General features: G+C 53.2%; 26 protein-coding genes and 1 other RNA gene. 18 read left to right on the plus strand and 9 right to left on the minus strand.

Annotated features, from left to right (window positions below; all coding sequences use genetic code 11):
• Window positions 1–4 precede the first annotated feature (4 nt).
• From V8I28_RS07775 to V8I28_RS07810, 8 genes are all read left to right on the plus strand, one after another.
• A complete protein-coding gene (locus V8I28_RS07775) occupies window positions 5–427 on the plus strand; it encodes a VOC family protein (RefSeq protein ID WP_341779551.1) in 423 nt (140 codons plus the stop codon).
• A gap of 426 nt (window positions 428–853) precedes the next feature.
• Window positions 854–1,162 carry a hypothetical protein gene (locus tag V8I28_RS07780; RefSeq protein ID WP_341779552.1) on the plus strand — a complete coding sequence of 103 codons (309 nt, stop codon included), beginning with the start codon at window positions 854–856 and terminating at the stop codon, window positions 1,160–1,162.
• Window positions 1,163–1,459: 297 nt separating this feature from the next.
• Window positions 1,460–2,182, plus strand: coding sequence for an NEAT domain-containing protein (locus tag V8I28_RS07785; protein ID WP_341779553.1), 723 nt, complete (start codon window positions 1,460–1,462; stop codon window positions 2,180–2,182).
• Between the two features lie 196 nt (window positions 2,183–2,378).
• Entirely contained in the window at window positions 2,379–3,566 is a 1,188-nt protein-coding gene (locus tag V8I28_RS07790; protein WP_341779554.1) for an NEAT domain-containing protein, read from the plus strand.
• Window positions 3,553–4,350, plus strand: coding sequence for an NEAT domain-containing protein (locus V8I28_RS07795; RefSeq protein ID WP_341779555.1), 798 nt, complete (start codon window positions 3,553–3,555; stop codon window positions 4,348–4,350). Before V8I28_RS07790 ends, V8I28_RS07795 begins: the two co-directional genes overlap by 14 nt.
• Window positions 4,351–4,362: 12 nt before the next feature.
• Complete coding sequence (gene isdE / locus V8I28_RS07800) at window positions 4,363–5,259, plus strand: heme ABC transporter substrate-binding protein IsdE (RefSeq protein WP_341779556.1); 897 nt, start codon at window positions 4,363–4,365, stop codon at window positions 5,257–5,259.
• The gene (locus V8I28_RS07805; RefSeq protein WP_341779557.1) at window positions 5,256–6,227 is read left to right on the plus strand and encodes an iron ABC transporter permease; all 972 of its coding nucleotides are present in this window, start codon (window positions 5,256–5,258) and stop codon (window positions 6,225–6,227) included. The genes isdE and V8I28_RS07805 overlap by 4 nt, the downstream gene beginning before the upstream one ends.
• Entirely contained in the window at window positions 6,208–6,993 is a 786-nt protein-coding gene (locus V8I28_RS07810; RefSeq protein WP_341779558.1) for an ABC transporter ATP-binding protein, read from the plus strand. Before V8I28_RS07805 ends, V8I28_RS07810 begins: the two co-directional genes overlap by 20 nt.
• 383 nt (window positions 6,994–7,376) lie before the next feature.
• On the opposite strand, the gene ppx is transcribed toward V8I28_RS07810, so the two are convergent.
• The 5 genes from ppx to V8I28_RS07835 all read right to left on the minus strand — a co-directional run bounded on the left by ppx (window position 7,377) and on the right by V8I28_RS07835 (window position 13,601).
• Window positions 7,377–8,312: an exopolyphosphatase gene (gene ppx, locus V8I28_RS07815; RefSeq protein ID WP_341779559.1), complete on the minus strand. Its 936-nt coding sequence runs from the start codon at window positions 8,310–8,312 to the stop codon at window positions 7,377–7,379.
• A complete protein-coding gene (locus V8I28_RS07820; RefSeq protein ID WP_445928200.1) occupies window positions 8,312–10,471 on the minus strand; it encodes an RNA degradosome polyphosphate kinase in 2,160 nt (719 codons plus the stop codon). Before V8I28_RS07820 ends, ppx begins: the two co-directional genes overlap by 1 nt.
• Before the next feature lie 2 nt (window positions 10,472–10,473).
• On the minus strand, window positions 10,474–11,979 hold the full coding sequence (locus V8I28_RS07825) for a Ppx/GppA phosphatase family protein (protein ID WP_341779561.1): 1,506 nt from the start codon (window positions 11,977–11,979) through the stop codon (window positions 10,474–10,476).
• Window positions 11,980–12,150: 171 nt separating this feature from the next.
• Window positions 12,151–12,969 carry a LicD family protein gene (locus V8I28_RS07830; protein ID WP_341779562.1) on the minus strand — a complete coding sequence of 273 codons (819 nt, stop codon included), beginning with the start codon at window positions 12,967–12,969 and terminating at the stop codon, window positions 12,151–12,153.
• A 62-nt stretch (window positions 12,970–13,031) separates the two neighbouring features.
• Window positions 13,032–13,601: a DUF5067 domain-containing protein gene (locus V8I28_RS07835; RefSeq protein ID WP_341779563.1), complete on the minus strand. Its 570-nt coding sequence runs from the start codon at window positions 13,599–13,601 to the stop codon at window positions 13,032–13,034.
• A gap of 141 nt (window positions 13,602–13,742) precedes the next feature.
• Between V8I28_RS07835 and V8I28_RS07840 the strand changes: the two genes are divergently transcribed.
• Both V8I28_RS07840 and V8I28_RS07845 read left to right on the plus strand, forming a co-directional pair.
• On the plus strand, window positions 13,743–14,186 hold the full coding sequence (locus tag V8I28_RS07840; RefSeq protein ID WP_341779564.1) for a MarR family winged helix-turn-helix transcriptional regulator: 444 nt from the start codon (window positions 13,743–13,745) through the stop codon (window positions 14,184–14,186).
• Between the two features lie 59 nt (window positions 14,187–14,245).
• Window positions 14,246–14,422: a hypothetical protein gene (locus V8I28_RS07845; RefSeq protein WP_341779565.1), complete on the plus strand. Its 177-nt coding sequence runs from the start codon at window positions 14,246–14,248 to the stop codon at window positions 14,420–14,422.
• Window positions 14,423–14,480: 58 nt separating this feature from the next.
• Here V8I28_RS07845 and V8I28_RS07850 read toward each other — a convergent pair whose 3' ends face one another.
• Window positions 14,481–14,930, minus strand: a complete 450-nt coding sequence (locus V8I28_RS07850) for an OsmC family protein (protein ID WP_341779566.1) — start codon at window positions 14,928–14,930, stop codon at window positions 14,481–14,483.
• Window positions 14,931–15,320: 390 nt separating this feature from the next.
• Between V8I28_RS07850 and V8I28_RS07855 the strand changes: the two genes are divergently transcribed.
• Complete coding sequence (locus V8I28_RS07855; RefSeq protein ID WP_341779567.1) at window positions 15,321–15,500, plus strand: hypothetical protein; 180 nt, start codon at window positions 15,321–15,323, stop codon at window positions 15,498–15,500.
• 464 nt (window positions 15,501–15,964) lie between these two features.
• Here the strand turns inward: V8I28_RS07855 and V8I28_RS07860 are convergent, their stop codons facing one another.
• Window positions 15,965–16,336 carry a DUF1304 domain-containing protein gene (locus V8I28_RS07860; protein WP_341779568.1) on the minus strand — a complete coding sequence of 124 codons (372 nt, stop codon included), beginning with the start codon at window positions 16,334–16,336 and terminating at the stop codon, window positions 15,965–15,967.
• A 216-nt stretch (window positions 16,337–16,552) separates the two neighbouring features.
• On the opposite strand from V8I28_RS07860, the gene V8I28_RS07865 reads away from it, so the two are divergent.
• The 3 genes from V8I28_RS07865 to V8I28_RS07875 all read left to right on the plus strand — a co-directional run bounded on the left by V8I28_RS07865 (window position 16,553) and on the right by V8I28_RS07875 (window position 20,236).
• Window positions 16,553–17,047 carry an alcohol dehydrogenase gene (locus V8I28_RS07865; protein WP_341779569.1) on the plus strand — a complete coding sequence of 165 codons (495 nt, stop codon included), beginning with the start codon at window positions 16,553–16,555 and terminating at the stop codon, window positions 17,045–17,047.
• A gap of 149 nt (window positions 17,048–17,196) precedes the next feature.
• Window positions 17,197–18,579, plus strand: coding sequence for a class II fumarate hydratase (locus V8I28_RS07870; RefSeq protein ID WP_341779570.1), 1,383 nt, complete (start codon window positions 17,197–17,199; stop codon window positions 18,577–18,579).
• 289 nt (window positions 18,580–18,868) lie between these two features.
• Window positions 18,869–20,236 (plus strand): M20/M25/M40 family metallo-hydrolase, encoded by a 1,368-nt coding sequence (locus tag V8I28_RS07875; RefSeq protein WP_341779571.1) that lies wholly within the window; start codon window positions 18,869–18,871, stop codon window positions 20,234–20,236.
• Window positions 20,237–20,579: 343 nt separating this feature from the next.
• Here the strand turns inward: V8I28_RS07875 and V8I28_RS07880 are convergent, their stop codons facing one another.
• Window positions 20,580–21,233: a C40 family peptidase gene (locus tag V8I28_RS07880; protein ID WP_341779572.1), complete on the minus strand. Its 654-nt coding sequence runs from the start codon at window positions 21,231–21,233 to the stop codon at window positions 20,580–20,582.
• Between the two features lie 255 nt (window positions 21,234–21,488).
• Window positions 21,489–21,859, minus strand: a transfer-messenger RNA (tmRNA) gene (gene ssrA, locus V8I28_RS07885).
• 268 nt (window positions 21,860–22,127) lie between these two features.
• Here ssrA and V8I28_RS07890 point away from each other — a divergent pair.
• The 4 genes from V8I28_RS07890 (at window position 22,128) to V8I28_RS07905 (ending at window position 26,603) form a co-directional block, all read left to right on the plus strand.
• Window positions 22,128–22,862 carry a response regulator transcription factor gene (locus V8I28_RS07890; RefSeq protein WP_341779573.1) on the plus strand — a complete coding sequence of 245 codons (735 nt, stop codon included), beginning with the start codon at window positions 22,128–22,130 and terminating at the stop codon, window positions 22,860–22,862.
• Window positions 22,859–24,325: a HAMP domain-containing sensor histidine kinase gene (locus tag V8I28_RS07895; protein ID WP_341779574.1), complete on the plus strand. Its 1,467-nt coding sequence runs from the start codon at window positions 22,859–22,861 to the stop codon at window positions 24,323–24,325. The genes V8I28_RS07890 and V8I28_RS07895 overlap by 4 nt, the downstream gene beginning before the upstream one ends.
• A 78-nt stretch (window positions 24,326–24,403) precedes the next feature.
• Window positions 24,404–25,552 (plus strand): class I SAM-dependent methyltransferase, encoded by a 1,149-nt coding sequence (locus tag V8I28_RS07900; protein WP_341779575.1) that lies wholly within the window; start codon window positions 24,404–24,406, stop codon window positions 25,550–25,552.
• 184 nt (window positions 25,553–25,736) lie between these two features.
• Window positions 25,737–26,603, plus strand: coding sequence for a GRP family sugar transporter (locus V8I28_RS07905; protein WP_341779576.1), 867 nt, complete (start codon window positions 25,737–25,739; stop codon window positions 26,601–26,603).
• Window positions 26,604–26,684 lie beyond the last annotated feature (81 nt).

The raw sequence follows: 26,684 nt of genomic DNA on the forward strand, positions 1-26,684 counted from the left end.
AACGATGGAGATTAAACAGTTAGCGCATGCGTCATTCAAGGTGTCAAACATGGCCGCCGCGGTCGATTTCTACTGCAACGGCCTGGGTTTTAAGGATAAGTTTGAGTTGCCAGATGAACAGGGACGGCCGTGGATAAAATACCTGGAGATTCGGCCGGGCCAGTTTCTGGAATTGTTCTACGATCAGGACGAGTCGCCCAAGGCCACGCACGGCTACGATCTGAATGGCTACCTGCACCTGAGCCTAGAGGTACCGGACATCGAGGCCACCAAGCGAGAATTGCAGGCGAAGGGGTTACCCGTGAATAGCGCGGTGAAGTTTGGTCCCGACAAGTCCTACCAACTCTGGTCGGCCGATCCCGATGGCAACCAGATTGAGTTCATGCAATACACGCCCGATTCCTTCCAGTTGAAAGGAAAAAATTAGTGCTGGAGTGTCCTAAAATCAGCAAAGTTTGAGAAAATTCGTCACGGCGGCGGCCCTTAATCGCGTAATTTCGTAACCGCTTTCCAAAAGTTAAAAATAATTGTTAAATAATTTTCAGCTTTTGTAAACAACGTGTAAATGCCGTCACACCGGCCTTACGTTACTTGTGGGGCGGCGCAATCAGCGCGGATAATCATCAAAAGCCACAATTATTTTGCGAAAAGCATTGACAGCGCTTACAAAGAACGGTATATTATAACTCGTAAGGTATTAATAATTACCTTCTAATCAATTCTCTTTCTCTCTTATGCCGACCACTACCATTCCCTGGTAGTGGTTTTGTTTTGGGCAAAAACCTTGTATAATTAACCTCGGTGTTTCATTTAAGCAATCATTAGATAACTTGAGAGCGAAAGGTGAGAATTGATGAAAAGTCATGAAACGTTTACCTTAATCGAAGAGATTACGCGGTTGGACGGGAGCAAATACATGGAAATCAGCAATATGGTCCAAAACGGGCGTGCCGAGTTGGCCGTTGAACGTGGCTTGATCAAGCAGGTGCGGATTCTGCAATTGAATATTGCCCACACCCCGCACGTTCAAGCCTACGAAGACTACGTGAATGAAAATTATGAGATGCCCGCCGAGGACTTTAAGACTTTTCAGGAATGGAAAAAGCCGGCAGACATGCAAAAAGAAGTGGCCGCCATTCTGCATGAAAATCACATTGGGTAAGGCCCAGTTCAGCCAGCGTTTGACCGGAAAGTTAGGTATCCGGGCAAACGCTTTTGATTTGCCTTTTCATTTATCAAACGATAATTGAAAACCAAGAGGCGCCCGAATCGGTCGTGAGTGGGGCGGCGACGTCACCTTTGGGCGGTTTAGCGACCGTTTCACACTCATTAATCACTCGATAAGCCTATCGGACCGCGCTTTTTGGAGTCTTAATGTTGGAGCTGAATCGTGAAACATGCTACTATGTAATCGGATTCATTAATAGACTAGTTTTACATATATTGGGAGGGACATCTTGTGAAAAAGTCTTTGACAGTGTTGAGTGCGTTATTAATGTTGACGAGCGTTGGTGCGGGGATTCCGGCGGTTCAGTTGGGGACCACTCCCACGGCGCAAGCGGCCAAGTTGAATGCGGCTAAGTTGGCTAACGGCAAGTACAGCGTCAAGGTGGGCATCTACAAGACTGGAACCACGACGGCTTCCGAGGCGGCCGGTTACTTTAACACCAAGGCGGCCGTTTCCGTGAAGAACAAGAAGGCCACCGTCACGTTGACGGTGACTAAGGCGGGCAACCAATTTATCAAGGCGATGACGCTGGACGGTAAGACGGCCACGGTCACCAAGAAGACTACGGGGAATACCTATAAATTCAGTAACGTTAACCTGAAGACCAACCACACGCTAGGCTTTACGCTGACGGTACCGATGAACGGTAAGGAAGTCACCATGCAACAGGCGGCCACACTGAAGTTCAAGACCAGCACGCTGGCGGCGACCACCAAGGTTAAGCTGAGCACCAAGAAGGTTAAGGCCAAGGCTAAGAAGGTCACGGGGACCACGACCAAGGGCGCCAAGGTCACGGTTAAGCACGGGTCAACCACGTTAGGCAAGACCACGACCAAGAAGAAGGCTTACACGGTTAAGTTGAAGAAGGCGGTCAAGAAGAGCTGGAAGCTCAAGGTAACGGCCACCAAAGCCGGTTATAAGACCGTGACGAAGACCATTACGGTGGCCAAGTAGTGCGATAACGAGTGAGAAATGAGGAGGCCGGGACGCGAGTGTTCCGACCTCTTGTCGTCGTTAGGGCGGCCTCTGGGGAGCAACGTTTTAAAATAAAAGCGGGTACATCCGGTGTGGCAGGCCACACGGGGATTAAATGAATTGGGGTGAGTGAGCCATGCGAAAATGGCGATGGTGTTTACATATTTGGGGAATCGTGGCAGTGACTTTGCTGGCGATTCTCGGGTTACAGGTGAGTGGCACGCAACGGGCGGCTGCGGCCACGACGTTAGAGGATGGCCTTTACGTGGTGCCGGTAAAGATTATTAAGGCCGACAGCACCGCGACGTCTACGGCCAATCAATTCTTCGGTAATGAAGCAGCCGTGCGGGTCAAGGACCAACAGGCCACGGTGTTGTTGACCAGTAATGGCGCTCAGTATATTCGGTCGATGACGGTCGCCGGGCAAAAGGCCACGCTGGTGAAGACGGTGAACGATCAGGCCATTTATCAGATTAACCTGACGAAGCTGACCAGCCCGCTAGCCGCCAGCTTTAGCCTGACGACGCCGCTGGGCAAGATGCAGGAGTCCGCGCGCTTGGCGTTGACCTGGGCCAAGGCGGAGAAGGACAGCACCAGTACGGCCACGGCCGATCTGCTCGACCAGGCCACGGCGCTGACGGCCAAATCGGCCAGCTCGTCCAGTAGCGCGGTGAGCGTGCCGAAGACAACGACCACGACGAAATCGACCACGGCCACTTCGACGACTAAATCGGCCGATACGGCCAAGACCGCACCGACCACCCAGTATTGGAAGTATCAGGTCTTGAAAGGTGATACCATGACCACCTCCGATGCCAATCAGTACTACACACACGTGGCCAAGGTCACGCCGGATGGGACGGGCTATCGGGTGACGCTAACCGTCAGCTATGCCAAGTCCCTGAAGCTGGGGGCCAAGGCCGTGGTGCCCAAGACCATTGATGATGTGGTCGTGCCGGCCAGTCACGTGACGTACGGTCAGACCAGTAAGGCCTACACTATGACGTATTGGTTCACGATTCAAGACACGCGTGAGTTGACGGCAAAATTAATTCCGGGTCGGATTCACGTCACGGTACCGATGATGTCAATCAGTGAGACCTTCCCGATTCGGTTCCGGTTTGCGGCCAGTGGATCTACCTCGGCGGCCACGGCGGCGGGAGTTGCGGCCTTGCCCAAGACCACGGCTAAACGCACGGCGGATCGGGGCAGTCAGCCCGTAACCAGTGCGCACCGGGCCGCGAAGAAGACGTTGCCCGCCACCGGTGAAGCGGTGGGGGCCGGTCTCGATTGGGCCTTACTGGGGCTCGTCGGCTGCGGCGGACTCCTAGCTTGGGGGGTGAAGCGGCATGCACAGGATTAGACAGTGGGTGCTGGCCCTGGGGGTCCTCCTGGGTTTGGTCGGACTGGCTACGGTGACGGCTCAGGCTCAGACCATTGACTATGCGGCCCTGAAGTATGGCACCAAGCAGACGTCTATGGCCAGTGGGTATTTCGTCCACCCTGCGACGATTCGCGTGGTCAATCACGCGTACGTGGTGACCATGGATCTGAAAACGGCCAAGAAGCTGACCAGTTGGCCGGTGACCGTCCTTTCCGTCGACGGCCACGCGCCGGAGAACGTCCGCAAGGTCAAGGATAGCGCGGGCAATTCGCACGTGTACTACAGCTTCACCACCACGAATCTAAAACGCAATATCAACGCGAAATTAGCGATTGACGTGCCGGACGTGTATAAGGCCAAACACAAGATTACGTTTCGATTTAAGACCGACCAACTTCCGGCACTGAGCGCCGCGACTACGCGAACGACCACGGCTAAGACCACTACCCAGCAGGCGCAGAAACCGGCCACATCGCGATCGGCCTCGTCAGCCAAGGCTAATTCACAGGCGGCGTCTGCAGCTGATTCCGCAGCGGCCAAGTCGAGCACACCATCGTCCAGCGTGAGCGCTCAGTCGCGGTCGTCAAGTTCGACCGTCAGCAGTCATCGTGAAGCCGCCCAGGCCAAACCAGCAACCACGTCAGCCAAGGACGCCGACCAGGTGCCGCAACAACGGACGCACTGGGGCCGGTTGGTCGGCGGCATCGTTGCCATTCTCGTGTTAGTCGGGGGCGGCAGCTGGTGGTATTTCGGAAGACATTAGGAGGTCTGGCAGATGCGGAATCCAAGAAAAATCGGACTGTGGGCGTTGACCGTGCTCGTCGTCATCGGTATAGTGGGGGGCGGCCTGGCCTGGCAACATCACCAGCAGAAGCAACGCCAGCCGCGAATTGTGGCGACGACCTTTGCGGTGGTTCAGATTGCCGATAAGCTCAATCTGCCATTGGTTGGGATTCCCACCACGGCCAATGAGATTCCCCAGCGGTATCGTCACGTGACCAAGGTGGGCAGTCCCATGAATCCGAGCGTGGAGAAGATTACGGCACTCAAGCCCACGGCGGTCTATTCGGTAACGACGCTGAGTGATCAGTTTGGTAAGGCCTTCAAGGCCCAACACGTGACACCACACTTCCTGAACCTGACCAGTGTGGCCCATCTGGAACGGACGGTCACCCAACTGGGAAAGCAGTATCATCGCCAATCAGCGGCGACCAAGCAGATCCAAAAGATAGACGCGGCCAAACGAACGGCGAAGCGCCGGGCCAAAAAGCACGCGGCGCCGCGTGTTCTGGTAATCATGGGACTGCCCGGGGCCAGTTACATGGTGGCCACGAATCGTGCTTACGTGGGCGATTTGGTGCGCTTAGCGGGTGGGCAGAACGTCTTTACCAGTCAGACGCAGGAATACTTACAACCGAACGATGAGGCCATTCAGAAGGCCAATCCGCAAGTCATCTTGCGTCTTGAGCACGCCATGCCCAAGATGGTCACCAGTCAGTTCAATCAGGAATTTAAGACCAATCACATGTGGGCCACCACGGACGCCGTAAAACATCACCGGGTCTATGATTTGCAGGAGCCGGTCTTCGATGCCACGGCGAACATGCGGGTCACCACGGCCCTGGATCAGGTCAGTCACTGGCTGTATCCTGCAAAGGGGGCTGGCGCATGAGTAAGCATGCAGGTTGGTGGTACGCGGGCGTGTTGGTCTTACTCGTGGGCACCCTGGCCGTGGCGGTGATGGCTGGGACCACGTGGATTGGGCCTAGCCGACTCCTAGCAACCCTGGGGCATCCGGCGAGTCGCGACTTCGTGACGGTCGTGAATCTGCGGTTGCCGCGCATCATTGCTAGCCTCATCTGTGGGGGAAGTTTGGCGGTTGCCGGGGCGCTGTTTCAGGCCGTCTTCCGCAATCCCATCGCTGATCCCAGTATCCTGGGGGTCAGTTCGGCGGCCGACTTCTTCAAGCTGGGTGGGGCGCTCCTCCTGCCCTGGTTGCCCGGTCGAAATTGGGTGCTGGCCTTGCTCGGCGGTCTAGTCGCGCTGGCCATCTTAACCAGCGGTAAGGCGCTGGGCAATCCCTACCGCCTGATCATTGTCGGGGTCGCCCTGGACGCGACCTTTGTTGGGCTGTCACGGTTGGTGAGCAGCGGGCAGGCCGCCCAGGTCATGGCCAGCACGTTTAATGGGGTGACCTGGCCGGATGCGCTGATCTTACTGATTCTCGGTGCCCTGGGGCTGCTGGTGGCGCTTTTGCTGGCACCCTGGGCCAATTACCTCAAGCTGGCAGATGTGGCCCTGCAGACGATTGGCATTCCCGTCAGCGTGATTCGCTGGAGCCTCCTGTTGTTGGCCACCTATCTCGCGGTGAGCGTGACGGCCATCGTAGGCACCATTCCGTTTATGGGGATTGTGATTCCGAATCTGGCGCGGCGAGTCGTGGGGCACGACTATCAAACGCTGTTGCCATTTGCCATGCTGGCCGGCGCCTGGTTGATGCTAGCCGCCGACACGCTGGGCCGCACCGTCATGGTTCCCAGCGAAATCTCGGCGGCGACCCTGATGGCCGTCATTGGTGGACCATTTGTCATTATTCTTTTGCAACGGGGGCGAGGCTTTCATGGAATTACAACGGGTTAGCTACCGGTACCCCGGGCAAACGACGGGGGTTGCGGCACTGACGGGTCTTTTTCCGGCGGGCAAGGTGACCACCATCATTGGTCCCAACGGCGCCGGAAAGTCCACGGTGCTCAAGCTCCTGTCCCGCCAACTGACGCCACAGCAAGGCACTATTCTCCTGGATCACCGGTCGCTGGGGCAGTTTGCGGCTAAGCAATTGGCCCAGCGTCTGGCGGTGGTCAGTCAGCGACATGAGCTGTACGACGATATGACGGTGGCCGCCGTGGTCAAGCTGGGTCGATTACCCTACCACGGCTTGTTGGCTACGGTGCCGGACGACGAGGTGGCGACCTACCTCGCGCAGACGCAACTGACGGATTTGGCCGCAGAACACCTGCAAAATCTCTCCGGGGGGCAACAACAGCGGGTGTGGTTAGCGATGGCCTTGGCCCAAGAGCCGCAAGTCCTCTTGCTGGACGAACCCACGACCTATCTGGACGTGCACTATCAGCAAGCGTTGATGCAACAGCTCCGTCGGTTGGCCGCCGCGGGGCTGACCGTGGTTCAGGTGCTCCACGACATCAATCAGGCCTTTGCGGTGAGTGATTGGCTGTGGCTACTACGGGACGGCCAGCTGGTCGCCACGGGCACGCCGGACCAATTGCGCCAGGCGGATCTGCTCGCGCGGACGTTTCAGACGCCAATCGAAATCGTCGACGTACCGCGGTTGGGACCGTATATTGTGCAGGTGCCGGGAGAAGAGGCTACGCCGGACAATTTGTCCTGATACTAGTACCAATGTAAAATTAAGGGATTTTGTTGCGCAATTTTGCCGGCCTTAAGGAAATGTTAGAGATTTGGGCGGCAAAACTGATGGTCGGCAATGAAAAAGACACGCAAGGCCGATTTGGTCTTGCGTGTCTTTTGGATACGTGATGGATTTTGCGGTGATGGGGTGACGGATTTTGGAGGTAAAGGTCTAACCTGAGATTGTGTGGCGGCCATTACTTTGGGTTAGAAGTGTTCGCTCCCATGTTCCATAGCCGAAACGTGCGCCCAAGGGCAGGTCCCTGCGCCTAACCCCAATAAGGTCAAAAGCCAAACCCGGGCTTTTAACCTTATTGACGTTAGTGCTCAGGACCTAACCGCCCTTGGGCGCACTCTTTTCCTTTATTCTACCCCATTCTTAATCTCATTAATCCGGTTAAACAGAATCCCATCCCGTAACCCTGCGTTGGAGAAGGTGATCTGTTGCGAATCCAACAGCCGCATCAGTAACGTGACGGGGATGAGACCGCCAATGATGATGTCGGCGCGGTCCTTGGACAGGCCAGGAACCTTCTTCCGGCCGGCCAGATCTAGTCCTAACAGCTGGATGAGGGTGGCGTAGACATCTTCGGCCGATAGCTTGTAGCCGTGGACGTCTTCGAAGTTCAAGAAATTCTTCTTGCGCCGGTTAATCTTGGCCAGCGTCCGGTTGGCGCCGCCCAGACCGATGATTGGCAGGTTGGTGGCTTCTCTTAGCCACCACACGTCGTTGAAGACGTTGTTGACGAAGGTCATGGCCTCAAATAATGAATCGGCCTTGACCACATCACTTTCCAGGTAGCTCTGCGACAGGGTGACGGACCCCAGCGGGATGGAGACAACCTGTTTCATCTGCTGATTCTGAACCAGAATCAATTCGGATGAGGCGCCACCAGTGTCGACCAGCAGACCGTTGACGATCGGCAGGGTGTTAATGACCCCTAGGTAATCGTAGCGGGCCTCCGTGGCACCGGAGATGACGTTAAACGACAGGCCAAGTTTGTCCTTGACTTGCTTTAAAAATTGCTTTTGGTTGCTGGCCTGACGGACGGCCGCGGTTGCCACGGCCTGAATGTCAGGGTTATCCAATTGACTATAAATCTTTTTGAATTCACTCAGCGCGGTGAGCGTCCGGGCAATTGATTCGGGCTGAAGAATCTGTTCTTCACCCATATTTTCCGACAAACGCACGTAACGTTTGACCTGTTCAATGGTCTTGTGATTGCCGGCACCGTCAATTTCGCTGATGGTCATCCGAACTGAGTTTGAACCTAAGTCGATAACGACTAAGTTTTCCATTACTGAGGACTCCGATCGATGGGGGATTTTGGTTGATTCTTAGGACTAAGCATGGGTTTAAATTGCCGCGGCGCGTTGCCGGCCTTGAGCGGGCTGTCTTCGCCGTGCTGCCGCTTGTTCGAGGCCTCCTGCATGAAGGCTTCTTGGGCATTGAGCGGATCTAAGCCACGCCGATCGACCCGCGTGAAGGTTCGGTCTGCGAGCAGGACCCGCGTCTTGACGTTATCATGCCAGAGTGTGGCGAAGATGTCAAAGACTCTCTGCCGCAAATTGGGCTGCAAGATGGGAAAGAGTAATTCGACCCGGCGATTCAGGTTCCGCGTCATGAGGTCGGCACTGGACAGATAGATTAACGGGTCGCCGTTGTTGGCGAAACCGTAGATCCGACTATGCTCAAGGAACCGGCCCACGATGGAGTGAACCTCGATATTCTCACTGATTTCGGGGATACCAACGTTTAAGCAGCAAATTCCACGAACCAGTAGCTTGATGTGCACCCCGGCGTGGGAGGCCTCGTAGAGTTTAGCAATCATGTCGGAATCGGACAGGGAATTCATTTTCATTTCAATCCAAGCGGGTTGCCCGGCCTTGGCGTTGGTGATTTCCTGGTCGATCTTGCTGACGATGAATTCGCGAATACCATCGGGCGACATGTGGAGCTGATGGAAGTATGGCGGTTCGGAGTAGCCCGACAGCATATTGAAAATGTTGGAGGCGTCAATCCCCATATCCGTGTTGGTCGTCATCAACCCCAAGTCGGTATAGAAGTGGGCGGTCACATCGTTATAGTTCCCGGTTCCCATGTGCATGTACCGCCGAATACCATCGGGTTCCCGACGCACAATCAAGGTCAGCTTACAGTGTGTCTTCAGGCCAATCAGACCGTAGATGACATGACAGCCCATCTTTTCCAGCTGTTGGGCCCAGTGGACGTTGTTTTCTTCATCGAAACGCGCCTTCACCTCGACCAGCACCGTGACCTGCTTGCCATTCTGCGCGGCGGACCCCAGGTATTTGATGATTGGCGAGTTGGCCGAAACCCGGTACAGCGTCATCTTAATCGCGAGAACCTCATCGTCGTAGGCCGCCTGGCGAATCAACTCGGTCACCGCCGAGAAGGAGTCGAACGGGTGATGAACCAGGACATCGTTGTGCCGAATGGTCTTGAAGATGTCGTCATCGGCCGTCGCTCCCGGCGTCTGGGCCGCGGTGAACGGTGGATAGAGCTGATCGTCGTGGTTACTGATCTGCTTGGTCCACTTGCTCAGGAAGGTCAGGTCGATGGGCCCGCCGATACTGTAGACGGCGTAGTCTGCAATCTTGATGGAACTGGCCAAGCGTTTCTCCAGCGAATCGGAAATGCCCGCCTCAACCTCCATTCGTACGGCGCCCCCGTGTTCCCGGCGCTTCAGTTGCTGTTCGACTTCCTTAAGCAGATCAGAGGTATCCTCTTCAGCGACGTCCAGGTCCATGTCTCGGATGACCCGGTAGTTGGCCGCTTCCTTGACCTCGTAGCCGATGAACAGGTTACCGATGAAGGCCTTAATAATATCTTCGAGCATGATGAAATCATTCTCAGCGCCCGGGAGCCGTACCGTCCGCGGGAAGATATCGGGGACTTGAACGGTCGCAAAGCGCTTGTCCTTCTTGTTGCCGTCCTTGAAGAGCCGCAGGGCAATGTTCAAGGTGTTATTACCGATAAATGGGAAGGGCCGGGAGCTGTCGACCGCCATGGGCGTCAGCGCCGGTGAAATCTCATCGTTGAAGTATTTCTGAATGAACCGGAACTGCTGGGAAGAGAGCTCCTTGACCAGCTTTAAATGCACGTTGAGGTTGGCCAGCAACGGCAACAGCATCCGGTTGAGGGTGGAATATTGCTTAACCACCTGGTCGTGGGCCTTGGCGTTGACCGCCAGGAGTTGATCCTCGGCCGTCATACCGGACGCGTCCGGCTTGGGATAGTTGACCGCGGCCAGCTTGGATAGCGAGGCGACCCGGACCATAAAGAATTCGTCCACGTTACTCTGGGTAATCCCCAGGAACCGCACGCGCTCTAACAAAGGATTGGCCTTGTCACGGGCTTCTTCGAGGACCCGATCGTTGAAATCTAACCAGCTGAGTTCCCGGTTGGTGTAGTATTTAGCGTTCTTATAATCCACTGTCATTTGTGTAACCTCCTCTGTTTAAACACGGGTTGTAGACCGAAGACGTCGGTGAAAAACTGAGCCTTGAAGTTGAAGGCCCAACGAATCAACGAGAGGTCATCGTCACTAAAGGCAGTAATAATCACCTTATTGGTGCGGACGGAAACGGAAATCCGTTGAATCGTCTGTTGGTGGGCGTCATCGAGGGCATCGGCTAAGCGCAAGATGGCGGCGAGCTTGGCCACGGTCAGGCGTTTTTCGGCGGTTAACTGCTGGAAATGCGTGATGTCCTCGGCGGGCGTCCGCGTACTGTGATAGCGCGAGACGGCCGCGATGATCTGGGTCTCTTCGGCGGACAATCCTAGCATCTCGGATTGTTTTAACACGTAGTCCGAATGGAGATAGTGTTCATGCGTATCAATGAAGCCCCCGATGTCGTGAACGATTGCGGCAATCTGCAGGAGCAGGCGGTCGCGGGGCGTCAGCCGGTGGAGCGTCTTCAGTTGATCGAACAGGTGCAGGGCGAAGTGCCGAACCAACTCCATGTGGTGGGGTTCCACCCGGTAACGTTGCGCCAAATCATTGGCGGAGGCCAGAATCTGATTTTCAAAGTGGTACTTGTGGTTTCCGGCCGCAATCTCTTCGTTGGTGGTCAGGCCATCTAAGACGTTGAGGTTCACCAGGTAGAGCTTGTCGGCGTGGACCACGGTCAGGAGTTTTTGAATCAATAAGACTTCTGGTAGGACCAGCTCGACGTTTTCTTCGGTCAGATGCAGGCGTTCCATCAGGTATTGATCGGAAGCGCCGGTGACCTCGCGGGTGAATTCGTTGAATTGCTTGAGTGGCAGGGCGTAGCTGATATCTTTTTTAGGAATGAAATAGTTATTTAGTGGCGCCGCGCCAATCAGGATGACCTGATTGTTGGTGGTCTGTAGCTGTTCGGGTAAGAAACGGTAGAAGTCATCGACCTTACTGTTGATGTAATCGTCCAGCACATCGACCGGGTTCGGGGCCGTGGCCCGCAGACTTTGAAGGACTTCCTTAATCCGCACGGGTCCCAGTTTCATGTTGTGGGAGGCCACCAGATTGTCGTGGGCGAAGAAGGAGAGGGTGGCGCTCCCCGAATTCAGGCCAATGATGGCCGCGTGCTTCTTCACCAGGTGGTGGTAGTCGGCGAATTTTAAGGCAATCGCCTCGTTACGCACGAACGACTCTTCCCCCAAGGAGAGCCATTGAATACTCAGACCGGTTCGCACGAAGATCTGGTCGCGAATAAACTCCGCGTTGGGCGCCGTTGACAGGGCCTGCGACCCCCAGACGCGGTAGTTGGTCACGCCATAATCCTTAATAATTTGTAGAAATCCACGGAGAACCTCAGCCGCCTCGGCGACCGTTTTAAAATCGATTTCTTCATGGTTGTAAATATTTTCCCCAATGGCAACGGTCGATTTGACCCGCTCGGTCTGAGCGCCAGTCTTTAGGTTCACGATTGACAGTTCCATGCTGGAAACATTAATGAGCATTGCGCCAAAATAATTATCAGCCATAAACGTCATCTACTTTCTATAATATTTCGTTCGGTATGACCAGACGGCCCGCAAGAAACGGCCAATCTGGCAAATAAGGTTTCAGGTGTTTCTAGGGACTAGTGGCTGATAATCAACCATATGTCAGAAGAATGGTTGAATTCCACATCATTGCGTAAAGACCTGGTTGTCCATAATGACCTTTTCCAGATGCTTTTCGGTGCGCTGATTCTCCGGAGGTAACGTCATGTAATCCCCGTACATCCGCGTTAGAATGCTACTATACATTTTAGGCACCTGCACCGTCAGATGCTCGAACGGCATCGGCGTTAGGTCGGATACCTCCGCAACGGTGTAAACCTCTTTGTTGTAGGCGTATTGCGAAGCGAGGTTCTTAACCTGTCGGAGGCTGGTGTCCCCCTGATAGGTGGTCATAAGTGCCTGTCGTTGGACTTTCAAAGCCTTGACATCGGCCAGTTGTTCGGGCGACAGGGGACTCTGCAACTTACGTAGCGGGTTGTCCACCAGGTGGTAGCGAAGCTGAAAAAGAATCCGCGTGTTGAGAAGTTGAAACTTGGTCATTTGCTCACGCTGTTGGCCGGTGTCGAGCGGAATTCGGTCGAGTGGAAAGATATCGATGAAGATGCCCTTCCGCGCGGCGTTGACGTTGTTCTTTTCCTCAATGTAGGTGTTGCGATCGAGGAGTTTCGCGTAGCTCAGGCCGTAATTCTCGTCGCTAGCGGGGGTCTGTAGGAAGTAATGGGTGTCGGCCAGGCGTGCTGGCGCGGCGGCCAAGAGCCGGTCGTAATCCGCGCGCAGCAGGCCCACGTCCATGTCGTCATCCCAGGGGATAAAGCCCTGATGACGAATCGTTCCCAGCAAGGAGCCCCCCATCATAAAGTAGGGCAGGTGAAGCTCAGTGCATAGGGTAATGAATTGTTCGAGATTGCCCAGTTCCACCTGGTGAATCCGGTCGATTAGCGTCATAAAAGGTTCCTTTCTGGTGATAAGATTGGTGAATGGCAAGACGAGGGGCAGGGAGCCACAGTCTAATCCAACGTGTAGTGGCTGGTGTGAACCACCTGATTGTGCGTGTCCTTGAACGTCACGGTAACGGGGTTCGAATTCTTCGGCTCGAAGGTGGCCAGGCCATTCACGGATTTACCGGCCTTGACCGGCATGACGGTGTGATTCAACAGATTGTTATCTTTAGTCTGGCTGGTGGTGAAGGCCAGATTGCCGGTTCCCAAGGTTTTGCCGTTTTGGGTGGCACTGACGGCGCCAGTCCACAGGTCGCTAGGCACGATGGCCTTACTTTGGTGGTTAGTTACGGTATAATAGATAACGAATAAATTCCGATTGGCCGTGGAACTGGCCGTGACCTCGGTCCCCGTTAACTGATAGGTCACGTGGTCAATGGTGAATTGATTGTGCTGAAAGGTTGCGGTTTTCGCCTGAGATAGACTGCTACTTGACTGGCGAGAACTACTGGCTTTCTTCGAGGTCTGTGCCGCATGGCTGCTACTACTGGAAGCCGCGTGCTTTTGGGTCGTCGCGCCGCAACCGGTGAGTAACAATAACAGACTTAAAACGGTTCCAATTTTTAATGATTGATGCATACTTTCCCCTCCAAATGCTACTCCTTTATTTTAGCATAGGTTGGTCCAGACCACCTGCTATTTCGGATGAAAAAAACTGGTATTTGCTGGGCGTAAATGCTAATATAAAAATCGTATTTTGAGAAATGTAGGTGGGTAATCATGGCTGAGCAGGAGCAGTCTTTATTGGACGCTTTCATCGACGTCTACATGAGTTCACTCAAGTATTTGGATGAATTTGTTTCGGAACCAGCAAAGGCGTTTCATCTGTCGTTTGAACAATACTTAATCCTTCGAGAAGTTACCCGTAACCAGAACGTGACGTTGATGGACATTGCCAGCAAGCGTCAGGTGACTCGGAGCGCGATTTCCCGACAGATTAAGGTGCTATTGAAGCAGGGGTACCTGCGCCAACAGCCGGATGAAAACGATCGCCGGCGACTGTACCTCATCGCGACCGAAGCGGGGGTTCACGCGGAACGGGTGATTCGTCAGCGCATTAACCAGCGCTTCCAAGGCTGGGTCGACGTGTATGGCAATGACCGGGCCCGTGAGATTTTGAAGTTCATTCAAGACTTTAGCCAGGTTACCCGCATGAAAAAGTAGGAATGGCCTACTAACCGTCCTCACACTTCGGCATGAGGGATAAAAGGAGATTGAAGTCAATGAGCAAAAAGCGCATGAGTGACGAAGAGGCCAAGCGCTGGCGCAAGATTGTCTTCATGGATGATGACCACGCTGATAAGCGTTCGCCGCGGTCCACGCGATCTTACGTTTACGGTGAGGGCACCACGCACAAGACGTGGTGGCATCGGCTAAAAGGGCGATTGACCCGTCACTAATTGAAAGAATGGACCACACGACCCGCACAGAGTGTTAGGGAGTGTGGTCCATTTTGGGTTAAGACGTCACTGCGGGCGCATCCGAAAATTCCGTGACCTGTTTGACCGTCACGTTGTCGTTAGACCCTAATAGCTTGGCGACGGGGCAACGCCGTTCGGCCAAATCAATCATGGCCGCCGCGGCCTCACGATCCACGCCGGGCAACTTGACCTCCGCCGTCAAGTAGAACTGGAACCCGCGGGTGTCGCGCGCCATTTCAACAATGGTGTGGACCTGCGAGGTGTGCGGGAGTCCCCGCCGTTCTTCGATGGCTTCGAGCGTCGCGTTGAGACAGGTACTTAGCGCCAGCCCGATGAATTGTTCGGGGTTGGCTCCCGGCTGATCGTTGAGGGGGTGGCTGGTCAAGACGTCTAAGCCACCGGGAACGTAGGAATGACTCTCCAGACCGCCATCGTTGGCCGCAACGGTGCGGTACAGTGGTGGAAACTTTTCGCGGTTAATCGCCACGATTAGCACCTTCCTTCCTAGACTTTAGCTAACTTAAGATTACGCCGTTTTTGGGGAAAAAACAATTGAAAAGCAGTGGTTTGGAAGGGCTTTCTAAAAGGGTAAACCACTGACCGTTAATATATTGAAGTATTCCGCTAAGATAAGAAACGGCGGGAGAGCAATCGGTTGCACACTCCAACTATACCAATTTGATAATTTACGAGCTTTTGCTGGCAATTTAGTTGGCAGTTAGTTTAGTGAAACCCCTAATTGTCGGGGGAAAGACTACGGCCGGCTTATGTAAATGTTTTGTAATAAATTGAAATTAAGACTAGACCGCTTGCCCAAAAATGCTATAATGGGGTCAACAGGTAGTAGAACACTGGCACAAGGTTTGGGGGATGCCATATGTTAACAGAAGAACTGTTGGATGAACGCAAGAAGTTTCAGATGATGACTTGGCGAGCGCAGAAACACGGGGCGCAAGTCATTGAGCAGGATGTCATGCAGCAATTTACTGCGGCGATTGCACAACAAGAGGCGATCGTGGCAGCCGCGAATCGCCGTGAAACATCACCGGTTGGTTAGTCCACCGGGGATATCTAAACGCAATTGGGGTAAACGTTGCGGGTTTAATGTGGACCTATGCTAAGCTATGCGCAATAGATAGGGGGCAACATTATGAAGCATCCAGTCATGTATTACGTTTACTATGCGTCGGGATGGCTATTTGTGGGGGTCATGGCTGATGTGATCTTTCACATGATTCGCCTGTGGTTGATTGCGAGTCACATTTGAACGACATAAAGGCACGATCTTCACTGCGGGAAGGTCGTGCCTTTTCATGATCTCAGGGTAATAAAAAAGCTAGTTACGAATGGACGCAACCAGCAGAATAGAAGTATGTGTACGGCTTCAACGGTGTTAATAATGGCTAAATGTCTAATTAACTCCTCCAACGATTGAAGACCCGCGGCAGGCTCTCACCTGAATATGTAAACTCATTATAACCTGCCGAACCGCTTCTGTAAACCACATTTTTAAAGATTCGGTTAAACTCCTAAAGTTAGTAAAACGAGTAACGTCACGAGTGACGGCATTCCTTGTAGCCAAAAAATTTCCTTTTTGGCGGTGAGACTCCCATAAATGGCCACAATCACGATGAAAATGAGTAAAATTGCCGTGGCGATGAGTCGGGCGTGACCGGTCAGAACCCATTGAAAGGCGATCAGACTCAGCCCCAACATGCCGTTGTAAATACCTTGGTTGGCCAGTGCGGTTCGGGCCTCTGGGCGTTTGACAAAGTCCAAGGGCATACCGAATGCTTTGGCCTGGGTTGCCGGCTGACCCCACATTTCGAGAGCCATGATGGCGAGGTGTTCGAGGGCGACCAGGTAGATTAGTATATTTAGAATGATTTGCATTAGTAATTCCTTCTTTCTGAGCAGATAAGGTGGTAAAATTGATAGTGTCCAGGGGTCATTGATTAAATGTAAATTTGTTGAGACTTTAAGCTAATTTTTAGTTTGGCGTGTAGAATAATAATTAAGCAATTTGTGCCAGGGGAGTTTTTTGGTTTCAAGGGAGCATGAATCGTGTGACACCAACCTTTATGGCAAATTTGAATGGAGGAATTATCTATGAGACTCCTAGACTTAAGTGGACAACAATTCGGCAGACTGACGGTTATCCGGCGAGACGGCACGGCCAAGAACGGCAATGCCACGTGGCTGTGTAAGTGTAGCTGTGGCAATTTGGTCACGGTGGACAGTTACCGCCTGCGCCACGGGATTACCGTGAGCTGCGGTTGTTACCGGCGGGATATCAGCAAAGCCCGTCTCACGAAAGATCCCCGGACGCGTAAACAGATTGGTAATGCCACGAACCTACCATTAGTTAATGGCTCTAACGTTGCGGCACTGACTAAGATTAGCTCCCGCAATATCTCCGGTGTAATCGGGGTCAGCTTCGATAAGCGCTCCGGTAAGTGGGCGGCACGTCTATTCTACCATGGTCGTTACATTTTGAATCAAACTTTTAGCGACTTTAATGATGCCGTGGCCGCTCGGCGCCAAGCGGAACAACAGTTAAACCAACAAGAAAACTTTAAGGTTGAAGAATCTGCTGAGGGCTAATCAGCGGACAAACCAGTGTGTATAGAAGCCAAGCAGCCGACCCCGAATTTGTGGGCCGGCTTTTTTGGCTTTCCGGGTGTGAAAGATTGACGGCGTCCAACTAAATTGGGTATGCTGGTGCTAGTTGAGAAGACGAGAGGAAGATTAACATGGAATATCGTGAAGAAGCAGACACCTTGGGAACGGTGCGGGTGCCCGCAAATGCTTTGTGGGGGGCTCAGACCGAACGGAGTCGGCATAATTTTACGACGGGACCGTTGATGCCCTTGCCGTTGATTCGGGCCCTGCTCCAGATTAAGCGGGCCGCGGCCACGGCCAATCGAGACCTGGGCGAATTGCGAGAAGAAAAGGCCGAATTGATCATTCGAGCGGCCACGGATCTGCTGGCCTTGTCCGATGACCAACTGCGGCCGGACTTTCCCTTACACGTCTATCAGACGGGGTCTGGCACACAGACGAATATGAATGTTAACGAGGTCATCGCCCACCAGACGACGACCTACGATCCGACCAGTGGGGTACTCCCTAATGATGACGTCAATCACGGGCAAAGCTCAAACGACGTGTTTCCCACGGCCATGGCGATTACAGCGCGGGTAGCGGTTCGCCGGTTGGAAGACGCCGTCCAACATTTGATGGATGAGCTGGCGGTCAAGCAGGCGGCCTACCAAAATGTTGTGAAGATTGGGCGAACCCACCTTCAAGACGCCACGCCGCTGACGTTTGGCCAGGAGGTCAGTGGGTGGGTCAGCATGCTGGACCACGACTGGGACTTCTTGAAATCCCTGGATGATTCCTTGCTGGAGCTCCCGATTGGCGGTACGGCCGTGGGAACGGGGCTCAACGCCGCCCCGGGCTTCGCAACATCGGTGGCCGAGCAACTCAGTCGCGCCTACGATCAGCCCTTCACGGCCAAGACCAATAAATTCTTCGGGCTAGCGGCCCATTCCGGCCTCAACGTGGTTCACGGCGGGCTAAAGACGTTGGCCAGTGATCTCTTAAAGATTGCCAACGATGTCCGGTTCCTTGCCAGTGGCCCGCGGGCCGGCTACAACGAATTAAATATTCCGGCCAACGAGCCCGGGTCGTCCATCATGCCGGGGAAGGTCAATCCCACCCAGGCAGAGGCCCTGACGATGGCGGCCACGCGGGTGATGGGTAACGACGTGACGCTGACGGTGGCGGCCTCTCAGGGGAATTTTGAGATGAACGTTTATAAGCCTGTTATTATTGAAACTTTTCTGGAATCGACCACACTGTTGACTGGAACCGTGACAGCCTTCGCAGATAAATTGGTCCACGGCCTAACGGTCAACGCCGATCGGATGGCAACGTTGGTTGATCAGTCCTTGATGACCGTGACGGCGTTGTCGCCCTACATCGGCTACCACGCCAGTGCCGAAATTGCCCAGTTGGCCGAACGCGAGGGCCTGACGCTTAAGGCCGCGGCGGTCAAATCCGGTAAGGTCACGGCCGAGCAGTTCGACCAGTGGGTGGACCCGCTGGCCATGACGCATGTCAAACGGTCGTAAGCCCTAGCGCTTAGTCCCCGGCAGTTAGTGACATTGGCGGTGACTGATCGCCTGGCCATTCGGCCCACGTTAAAGCAGACTCGGTTTGCCAGTGTGATTATGACGGGCAATCGTAGGGACTGCTAAGACTTGCCGCGGGTCAACTGGATTTACGCCGGTTTCGCAGGGGAACGGCCGCTAAATGATAAAACGGTTAAATTGGCTTGACTTTTCTCTCATCAAATATTAATGTTAAAGACAATCACGCCCCGCTTAGCCGTGGACGCGTAATCACAAGGAGTGAATGTCTATGCCAGAAGAAACGACCGATGTCTTACAAACCGCGATTGATCAGGCGTTACAAGCCGATCGGCCCCGGTTAGCCAAGTATTTAAGTATTGAAACGGTTGCGGCCAAACATCTCGGAATCGACGAGACGGTCAGCGTTATCGAACAGGCTTTTCAAGAATTGGGTGCGGTGGTGACGGTCTGGCGGGACATTCCCGGAAGTAATCCCTTTGTCTTTGCCACGTTACCCGCGGGACCTCAGGGTAATGCGGATAAGACCTTATTGTTCTACAACCATTACGATGTCCAACCGGCGGAGCCCTTGGCGGAATGGGACAGCGAACCCTTCCGATTGACCGAGAAGGATGGCCGTTACGTGGCCAGAGGCGTGTCGGACGATAAGGGTGAACTGATGGTTCGGCTGTCGGCGGTCAAGGCGCTGCAGAATGCCGGGGGCTTACCCTGCAACCTGAAATTTATCGTGGAAGGCGAGGAAGAAGTGGGGAGTCCCCACATTCAACCGATGACCGAGAAACACGCGGCGGATTTGGCGGCCGACGCCATTATTTGGGAGACCGGCGGCAAGGATGCCGACGAGAATTTCCAAGTGACCTGTGGCGTTAAAGGGATTGTCAGCTTCAACGTGACGACAAAATCGGCCGAAAGCGACCTGCATTCCTCACTGGCGACCTTCGTGGACAATGCCATCTGGCGCTTAGTTCAGGGACTCGCCACGTTACGCGGACCCAAGGGTGAGGTTCTGGTAGATGGCTTTATGGACGGGGTCAAACCCTTGACGCCCACCGAACAAGCGGCCATCGATCAGTTACCCTTTAATGAAGCGGCCACGCGCCAGAATTTCGGCTTGAAGCTACCGTTATTGGCCGACCGACCGGCCGCAGCACTGGTCAACCGCCCGTCGATTACGATCAATGGCATCTCCGGTGGCTACGAGGGGGATGGCCTAAAGACCGTCCTGCCCAAGCAGGCCCGTGCGCAGCTGGACTGCCGCTTGGTGCCGGGACAAGACCCCCGGCACGTTGCCGAGTTAATTCAGCAGCAACTGGAGAAGAATGGTTTCGGTGATTTACACGTCTCGTACAACCAAGGGGAGCCGGCCTTTCGTTCGGATCTCACGGATGCCTTTGTTCAGACGGCAATCGCCACGGCCCATGAGGTGTACGGGGATGCCGTCAAGGTGGTGCCGAATGCCGGGGGAAGTGGGCCCCAAGCGCCGTTTGCCGCGGCCGTGGGCGCCCCCATCGTGTCGATTGGCTCGACTTGGGCCGGTTCCGGGGCCCACGCGCCGAATGAAAATGTACGGGTCAGGGATTACGCGCAGGCCACCCGCTACACGGCCCGCGTCTTACAGAATTTTGGTCAAAGTTAACAGGCAAACAATCAGTTGACGGAGAGCAGCGATTGTTGTAAAAAACTAACGGTTGAAAGATAGAGATCGACTAAAACTGTTGGTATCGTCCAATTTATGGCGTTAATATTAGTCACTTACAGTTTCGCAGTGGGAAGTGGTCGCCTTGCCGTTCGCGGAATCTAGGCTGGAACGCTGGGGAAGGCCGGAAGCCTGTCGTCTCAAAGTCACCAATTTTAGTGGACAAAACACCGTCGTTACGGAAAGCAGTGTGTTAAGTCTACTTTCAACCTTTAGATAAAAAAACTAGCGTTATCGGCTTACCGGAGACGGCAGGCTGATAACGCTAGTTTTGGAATTGAATTTAGTTTACCACGATGTAGTAGCTGGCTGGCCAATAGGTCTGGCTGAAGACACCAATGCCATCGGATTCGTTTTGGGCGGCAACGTATTGGCCGTTCCCTAGCGAAATCCCGTCATGGTACGGTGCACTGTCGGAGCCCCAGAAGAGGATGGCGCCGGCCGGAGCATTGGCCACGTCGTAGTGGTGAGTGCCCAGGTTGGTTTGTTGGTAAGTCGTCCGGGCGCTCAGGCCAAAGGCGTATTGCACCAAGCCGGAGCAGTCGAAGCCACTCAGAGAGTTGCCGCCGTAAACGTAAGGCACACCGCTATTGGCGACGGCTAAGGCCTTGGCAACGGCACTGCTAGAGTTAGCCGCCGTGGTGGTCGTCGTTGAAGTGGTCGTATTCGTTCCGGTTGAAGCGGCCGTGTTGGTTGCGGTTGCTTGGCTACTGGTGTTGGTATGTTGGTAACTGGTATTTTGCGCAGTGGTCGTGCCAGTCGTGTTGGTACGGTTCGTTGACGCGGCGGGGGTGCTAACCTGCGTGGTTTGAGCCGTGCTGGTGTTGTTTCCCGTGGTCATGTGCGCGGAAGCCGTGGTGGTGCCGGTAAAGAGTAGTGCAGCGGCACCCAAGGTGGTCAATAAAACTTTAGTCGTTGTGGTATTGATAAATGTCACTCGCAATCTTCTAAGTATTTGGTAGCCAATTAGCTGACTACGGAATTAAGTATAGCGAAGAAAAATTGCGGGGGCGTATCAGTCAAGTGACAAACTAACACCGGTTAGATGACAGGATATGTCAGACGCGTCAAATGATTGGACTGTCAAGTGGCTGATAGGTTTAGTTACTTGGTGGGTGAAATATCCGCACGGTGGGAGTCAACGATTTTGGGCAAAATAAAAACCCGTTAGTCACGCAACTAACGGGTTCATCGATGGAGGCGGCGGGGATCGAACCCGCGTCCTAGCATATTGCCAACTTAACGTCTACACGCATAGGCAGACTACTTAAAGTTTCACTGAACAACTTGCCGCCTGTCAGGGCCAACATGCTCAGCTAACCTGATTTTTCTCTTCTACCGTACTTCAGGTGGGAGTCGTTAGCGTAAGTCCGTTAAATTTAGGACCCAGATCTAGACCACGGACAAGCCTAGGAGGATCTACGTTAAGCGCCTATTAAGCAGCTAAAGCGTAAGAATTGTTATTATTTTTTGCAGTTATAATAAACTGGACCTTTTAACGTAGATGCCGCTACGGCGCGCAGTCAAGCTTCAACCTATACCAGTCGAATCCAGAACGCCCCCATAAATTGATACTCATCTAGTTTAACATACCCGTGGGGGAGTGCAAACAATTTTGCCCAGTCGCGTCTAATTTAAGGAAAAAATCGCGAAGTCAGTATAGTATAATGGGTAGGTAAGCAACCAGATGGCACAGGCTGGCTGGAAAAAGTTACAGAAACTTCATGGTTCCATCATGGGGATTTCCGATTGACCGAGTAGTTTTAGGACACTATGACTCACTAACTTTTTGCCGGCTCCGAATACAGTAGCCTAACCTTGGGAGGTAGCAATGAAGTTATTAATGATTGAAGATAATCACTCAGTTTCACAGATGATGTCGATGTTTTTTAAGAAGGAACAGTGGGACGCAGCGTTTGCGTACGATGGTAATGAAGCCGTTGAAATGTTTAAGGCCGCACCCAACGATTGGGACATGGTGACCTTGGACTTGAACCTGCCCGGCATGGACGGCATGCAGGTGAGCGCCGAAATTCGAAAGATTTCGCCAACTGTTCCAATTATCATGCTGACGGCGCGGGATTCCGAGAGTGACCAGGTCTTGGGTTTGGAAATGGGCGCGGACGATTACGTCACGAAGCCATTCAGTCCAATCACGTTGATTGCCCGGATTAAGGCCCTCCACCGGCGAGCGGAATTGGGTCCCATTTCGAAGGGGCCTGAGACGGCGCCATTGGACGATACCGAATCGTTTGACGTGGTCACGGAGAACTTCAAGTTAAATACCAAGACGCGCGAAGCCTATTTGAACGGCAAGCAGATCCATGACCTCACGCCAAAGGAATTTGACTTGCTCAAGACGTTGGCGCAAAAGCCGCGGCAGGTCTTCTCGCGGGAGCAACTCCTGCAGTTAGTCTGGGATTACGAATACTACGGCGACGAACGGACCGTGGACGCCCACATTAAGAAATTACGACAAAAAATTGAGAAAGTTGGTCCCCAGATTATTCAGACCGTTTGGGGGGTGGGTTATAAATTTGATGATAGTGGAGCCGATCAGCAATGAAGCTAATGTATCAACAAATGCTGGGATTCTTTGCGGCGATTATGATTATCCTGATTATCATGGGCGTTTCCTATTCCCAGATGACCCGACACATGGTCTACAGCAATACCTGGAATTCGCTTGAAAAGTATTCTAACAGTTTAATTGAACAGTCCTTACGCATCAGTTCACAAGACGCGAACACGGTTAACTTTGATACGACCTCGCTGGAGAGTAGCGAACAGCTTCTGCAAAACCAGGCGATTAGTACCACGATTTACAGTGCGAATAACAAGGTCGTCTTTCCCGCCAGCGTCTATCAGCAGTCGATCAAGGCGTCTGACTGGAAGAAACTCAAGAATAATCAAATTATTCACAAAGTGGTCGATCGGCGGGTGCGCAACAAGAATGGACGGGTTAGCCCGGCCATGACGGAAGTGATGAAGCCGTATTTCTACAATCATAAATTGGTGGCCGTGGTGGTCATGGGGGCGTTTGTCTCCGACATCAATACCAGCGTGAACCAGATTAATCGCAACCTGATTCGCGCGTTGCTGGTGTCCATCGTGGTGGCGATTGTGGCCAGCTATATCCTGGCGCGGTACTACACCTCGCGGATTAATCGCCTACGGAAGGCCACCAATCAGGTTGCGAAGGGCAACTATGACGTGGAGATGACCAGTAAGAACCGCGATGAAATTGATGATTTAATCAATGATTTTAACGGTATGGCCCATTCGTTAAAGGACTCACAAGAAGAGATTCAACGGCAGGAACAACGCCGCCGCGAATTCATGGCGAATGCCTCGCATGAAATGCGGACCCCGTTGACGACCATCAACGGCTTGTTGGAGGGACTGGCTTACGACGCCATTCCGGAAGAAAGCAAGGAAGAAAGTATTGACCTGATGCGTAGCGAGACCAGCCGGCTCATCCGCCTGGTTAACGAGAACTTGGACTACGAAAAGATCCGATCCAACCAGATTTCGCTCAATCTTCACGAGTTCAATGCCGTGGATGCGCTCCATAATATAGTAGAACAATTAAAACAAAAGGCCGATGATATCGGGGATACGTTGGAATTACAGGCACCTAAAGAAATTCCAGTGTATGCCGACTACGACCGCTTTGTCCAGATTATGTTTAATATTGCACAAAATGCCATTCAATTTACCCAGCACGGGACCATAACCCTGTCGGCCCAACGCGGATATGAAGAAACCATCGTGAAGGTGGCCGATACCGGGATGGGGATGACCGAAGAGCAACTGCAAAATATTTGGGAACGGTACTACAAGGCCGATCCGTCCCGGAAGAACACCAAGTACGGGGAATCCGGACTGGGACTGTCCATCGTCCACCAGCTGGTTCAGCTCCATCATGGTAAGATCAGCGTGACCAGCAAGGAAAATGTGGGGACGACCTTCACCGTGATCTTCCCCGACCAACACCAGACCAATTCGGAGCGGGCCAAGACGGATTAATGCCGGGCCGGCCAAAAGACTTGCTGTGTTTATTGGGTTCCCGTGATACAATGGGGGGAACCATTAAGGAGGAAACTATTGAAACGTGTACAAATTACCGGGAAGTCCGTCCGTAAATTCGAGGACGGCTATCCCATCGTATCTTTAACTGACTTAGAGAATGCCCAAGACTTTGACAACGGGGCCTGGGTGCAACTTGAAAATCACGGTCATTTCGTGGCCACGGCCTACTTTGCCAAGCAACACCGCGGGATCGGGTTCGTCATGAGCCTACGCGAGAATGAGAGCATCGATGAACGCTTCTTCACCGGCAAGTTCCGGGCGGCCGTTGCCAAGCGCGCGGCCTTTGCCGACAGTCCGGCTTACCGGCTGTTTAACGGCACCGGCGACGGCCTCGGCGGCTTGGTCGTGGATGTTTTCAACGGCCAATACGTGTTCCGTTGGCAGAACAGCGCCATTAAGCAACAAGCCAAGCTGATTTATGCCGGCTTTGAACGCATCATGGGTAAGGGCCAGACCATCTTGGCTGAGGTTCCCGGTCAGGAACACCTGCAAGTGGTTAGCGGTCAATTGGGCGACCAACCCGCTACCATCTTGGAAAATGGGATCACGTATCCCGTTGACTTGACGCTTAGCCGGCAACAACTCGCGTTGGAATTCCGGGACATTCGCGCCTGGGCCAAGGCCACGAGTCAGCAACGGCGGGTTCTGAACCTCTTCAGTGCCGAGACGGGTCTGGTGACCGCCGCGATGCTGGGTGGGGCGATTGAGGCCGTGACCGTTGACCCGACGAATCGGGCCACGACGGCCATTCAGGCTCAGTTGGCGGCTAACAACTTCGATCAGGCAGCCGTGGAGATGCGGACGATGGACGTAGCCAACTACCTGGACTATGCGGTCAAGCACGACCTGACCTTCGATACGATCTTTATCAATCCACCGGCCTTTATTCGCGGTAAGAAGCGGGCCTTCACGCTGGAACAGGACTTACAGGGCGTCGTTGAACAGGCGCTGAAGCTGGCCAAGGCGGGCACGCAGGTCGTCATCACGACCACGACCCCCACTTACAGTATGAAACGTCTGCGGGAGACGATTCATGACGCGGCACAAAATTATACCGGTCATGTAACTGTTTCCAACACGTATCTTTCACCAAACGACTTTTTAACCAATCACGCCGACCGGCATAGCGAGGCCTTAAAGGGTGTTCAGCTGACTGTCGATTAAGTGAAAACAACTTGAAAAGAATTGCAAATCATCCCAACTGGTAAGATAGACCACTTACCAATTGGGATTTTTGTTAAGTATTTATAGTTTACATTTAGAATCGAAAACAGTAGACTTACTAATGCAAATAAAAAACGCTTACACGAAAAGTCATTAGAATTGAAACGAGAGTTGAGGTTTACAAATGGGTATTTTACTAGCTTTAATCCCCACTGTTTGTTGGGGTAGTATTGGGTTAATCAGTGGGAAATTAGGGGGGACATCCTACCAACAAACGTTGGGGATGACCGCCGGGGCCGTCCTGTTTGGCCTGTTCTCGGTCTTTTATTTTCACACGGCAATTTCAGGGATGGCCATGATTGTTGGGGTCGCTTCCGGTCTCTGCTGGTCTGTCGGTCAATTTGAACAATTCCAATCCATGAAGTTTATCGGGATTTCCCGGACGGTACCCATCTCAACGGGGCTACAGTTGGTCGGGACGGCGTTAGCGGGTGTGCTGCTGTTCCACGAATGGAAGACCACGCGAATGGTGACCATGGGAACCATCGCGGTGATCGTGTTGATCGCCGGAGCTGCATTGACCTCTCTGCGGGATTCACGGGCCCAAGCGGCCGGTTCCAGCCAGCCGATGCAGGCCGGTAAAGGGGCCACTGCCATTATTATTTCGACGATTGGGTATGTCCTGTACACGGTTATCGTGAACGCCTCGGGACTGCCTTCAAAGACGGTCATCTTCCCACAATCGATTGGGATGATCCTGGGTGCCACCATCTTCGTGCTGTTCTCCCACCAAAAGGTGATGCACAAGGCCACGGCCAAGAACATTATGACCGGGGTAGTCTGGGGCATCGGGAACTTTTTCATGTTCATGGCGATTCCGTCAATTGGTCTAGCCATCAGTTACTCACTGGCTCAATGTGGAATTGTGATCTCAACCTTCGGTAGCATTTGGCTGTTGGGTGAAAAGAAGACGAGTCGTGAAATGGTCTACATTACTATCGGGTCCTTACTGGTCGTTGTCGGTGGGGTAACCCTCGGTTTAATGAAATAGTTTACATTTGGTTGATAGCGATGGTTATCGACCTTTTTCTTTACAAAAAACTTTGGACTATACCATTTACATCTTGGCAGT

Source organism: Levilactobacillus sp. HBUAS70063 (genome assembly GCF_038374745.1).
GTDB lineage: Bacteria > Bacillota > Bacilli > Lactobacillales > Lactobacillaceae > Levilactobacillus.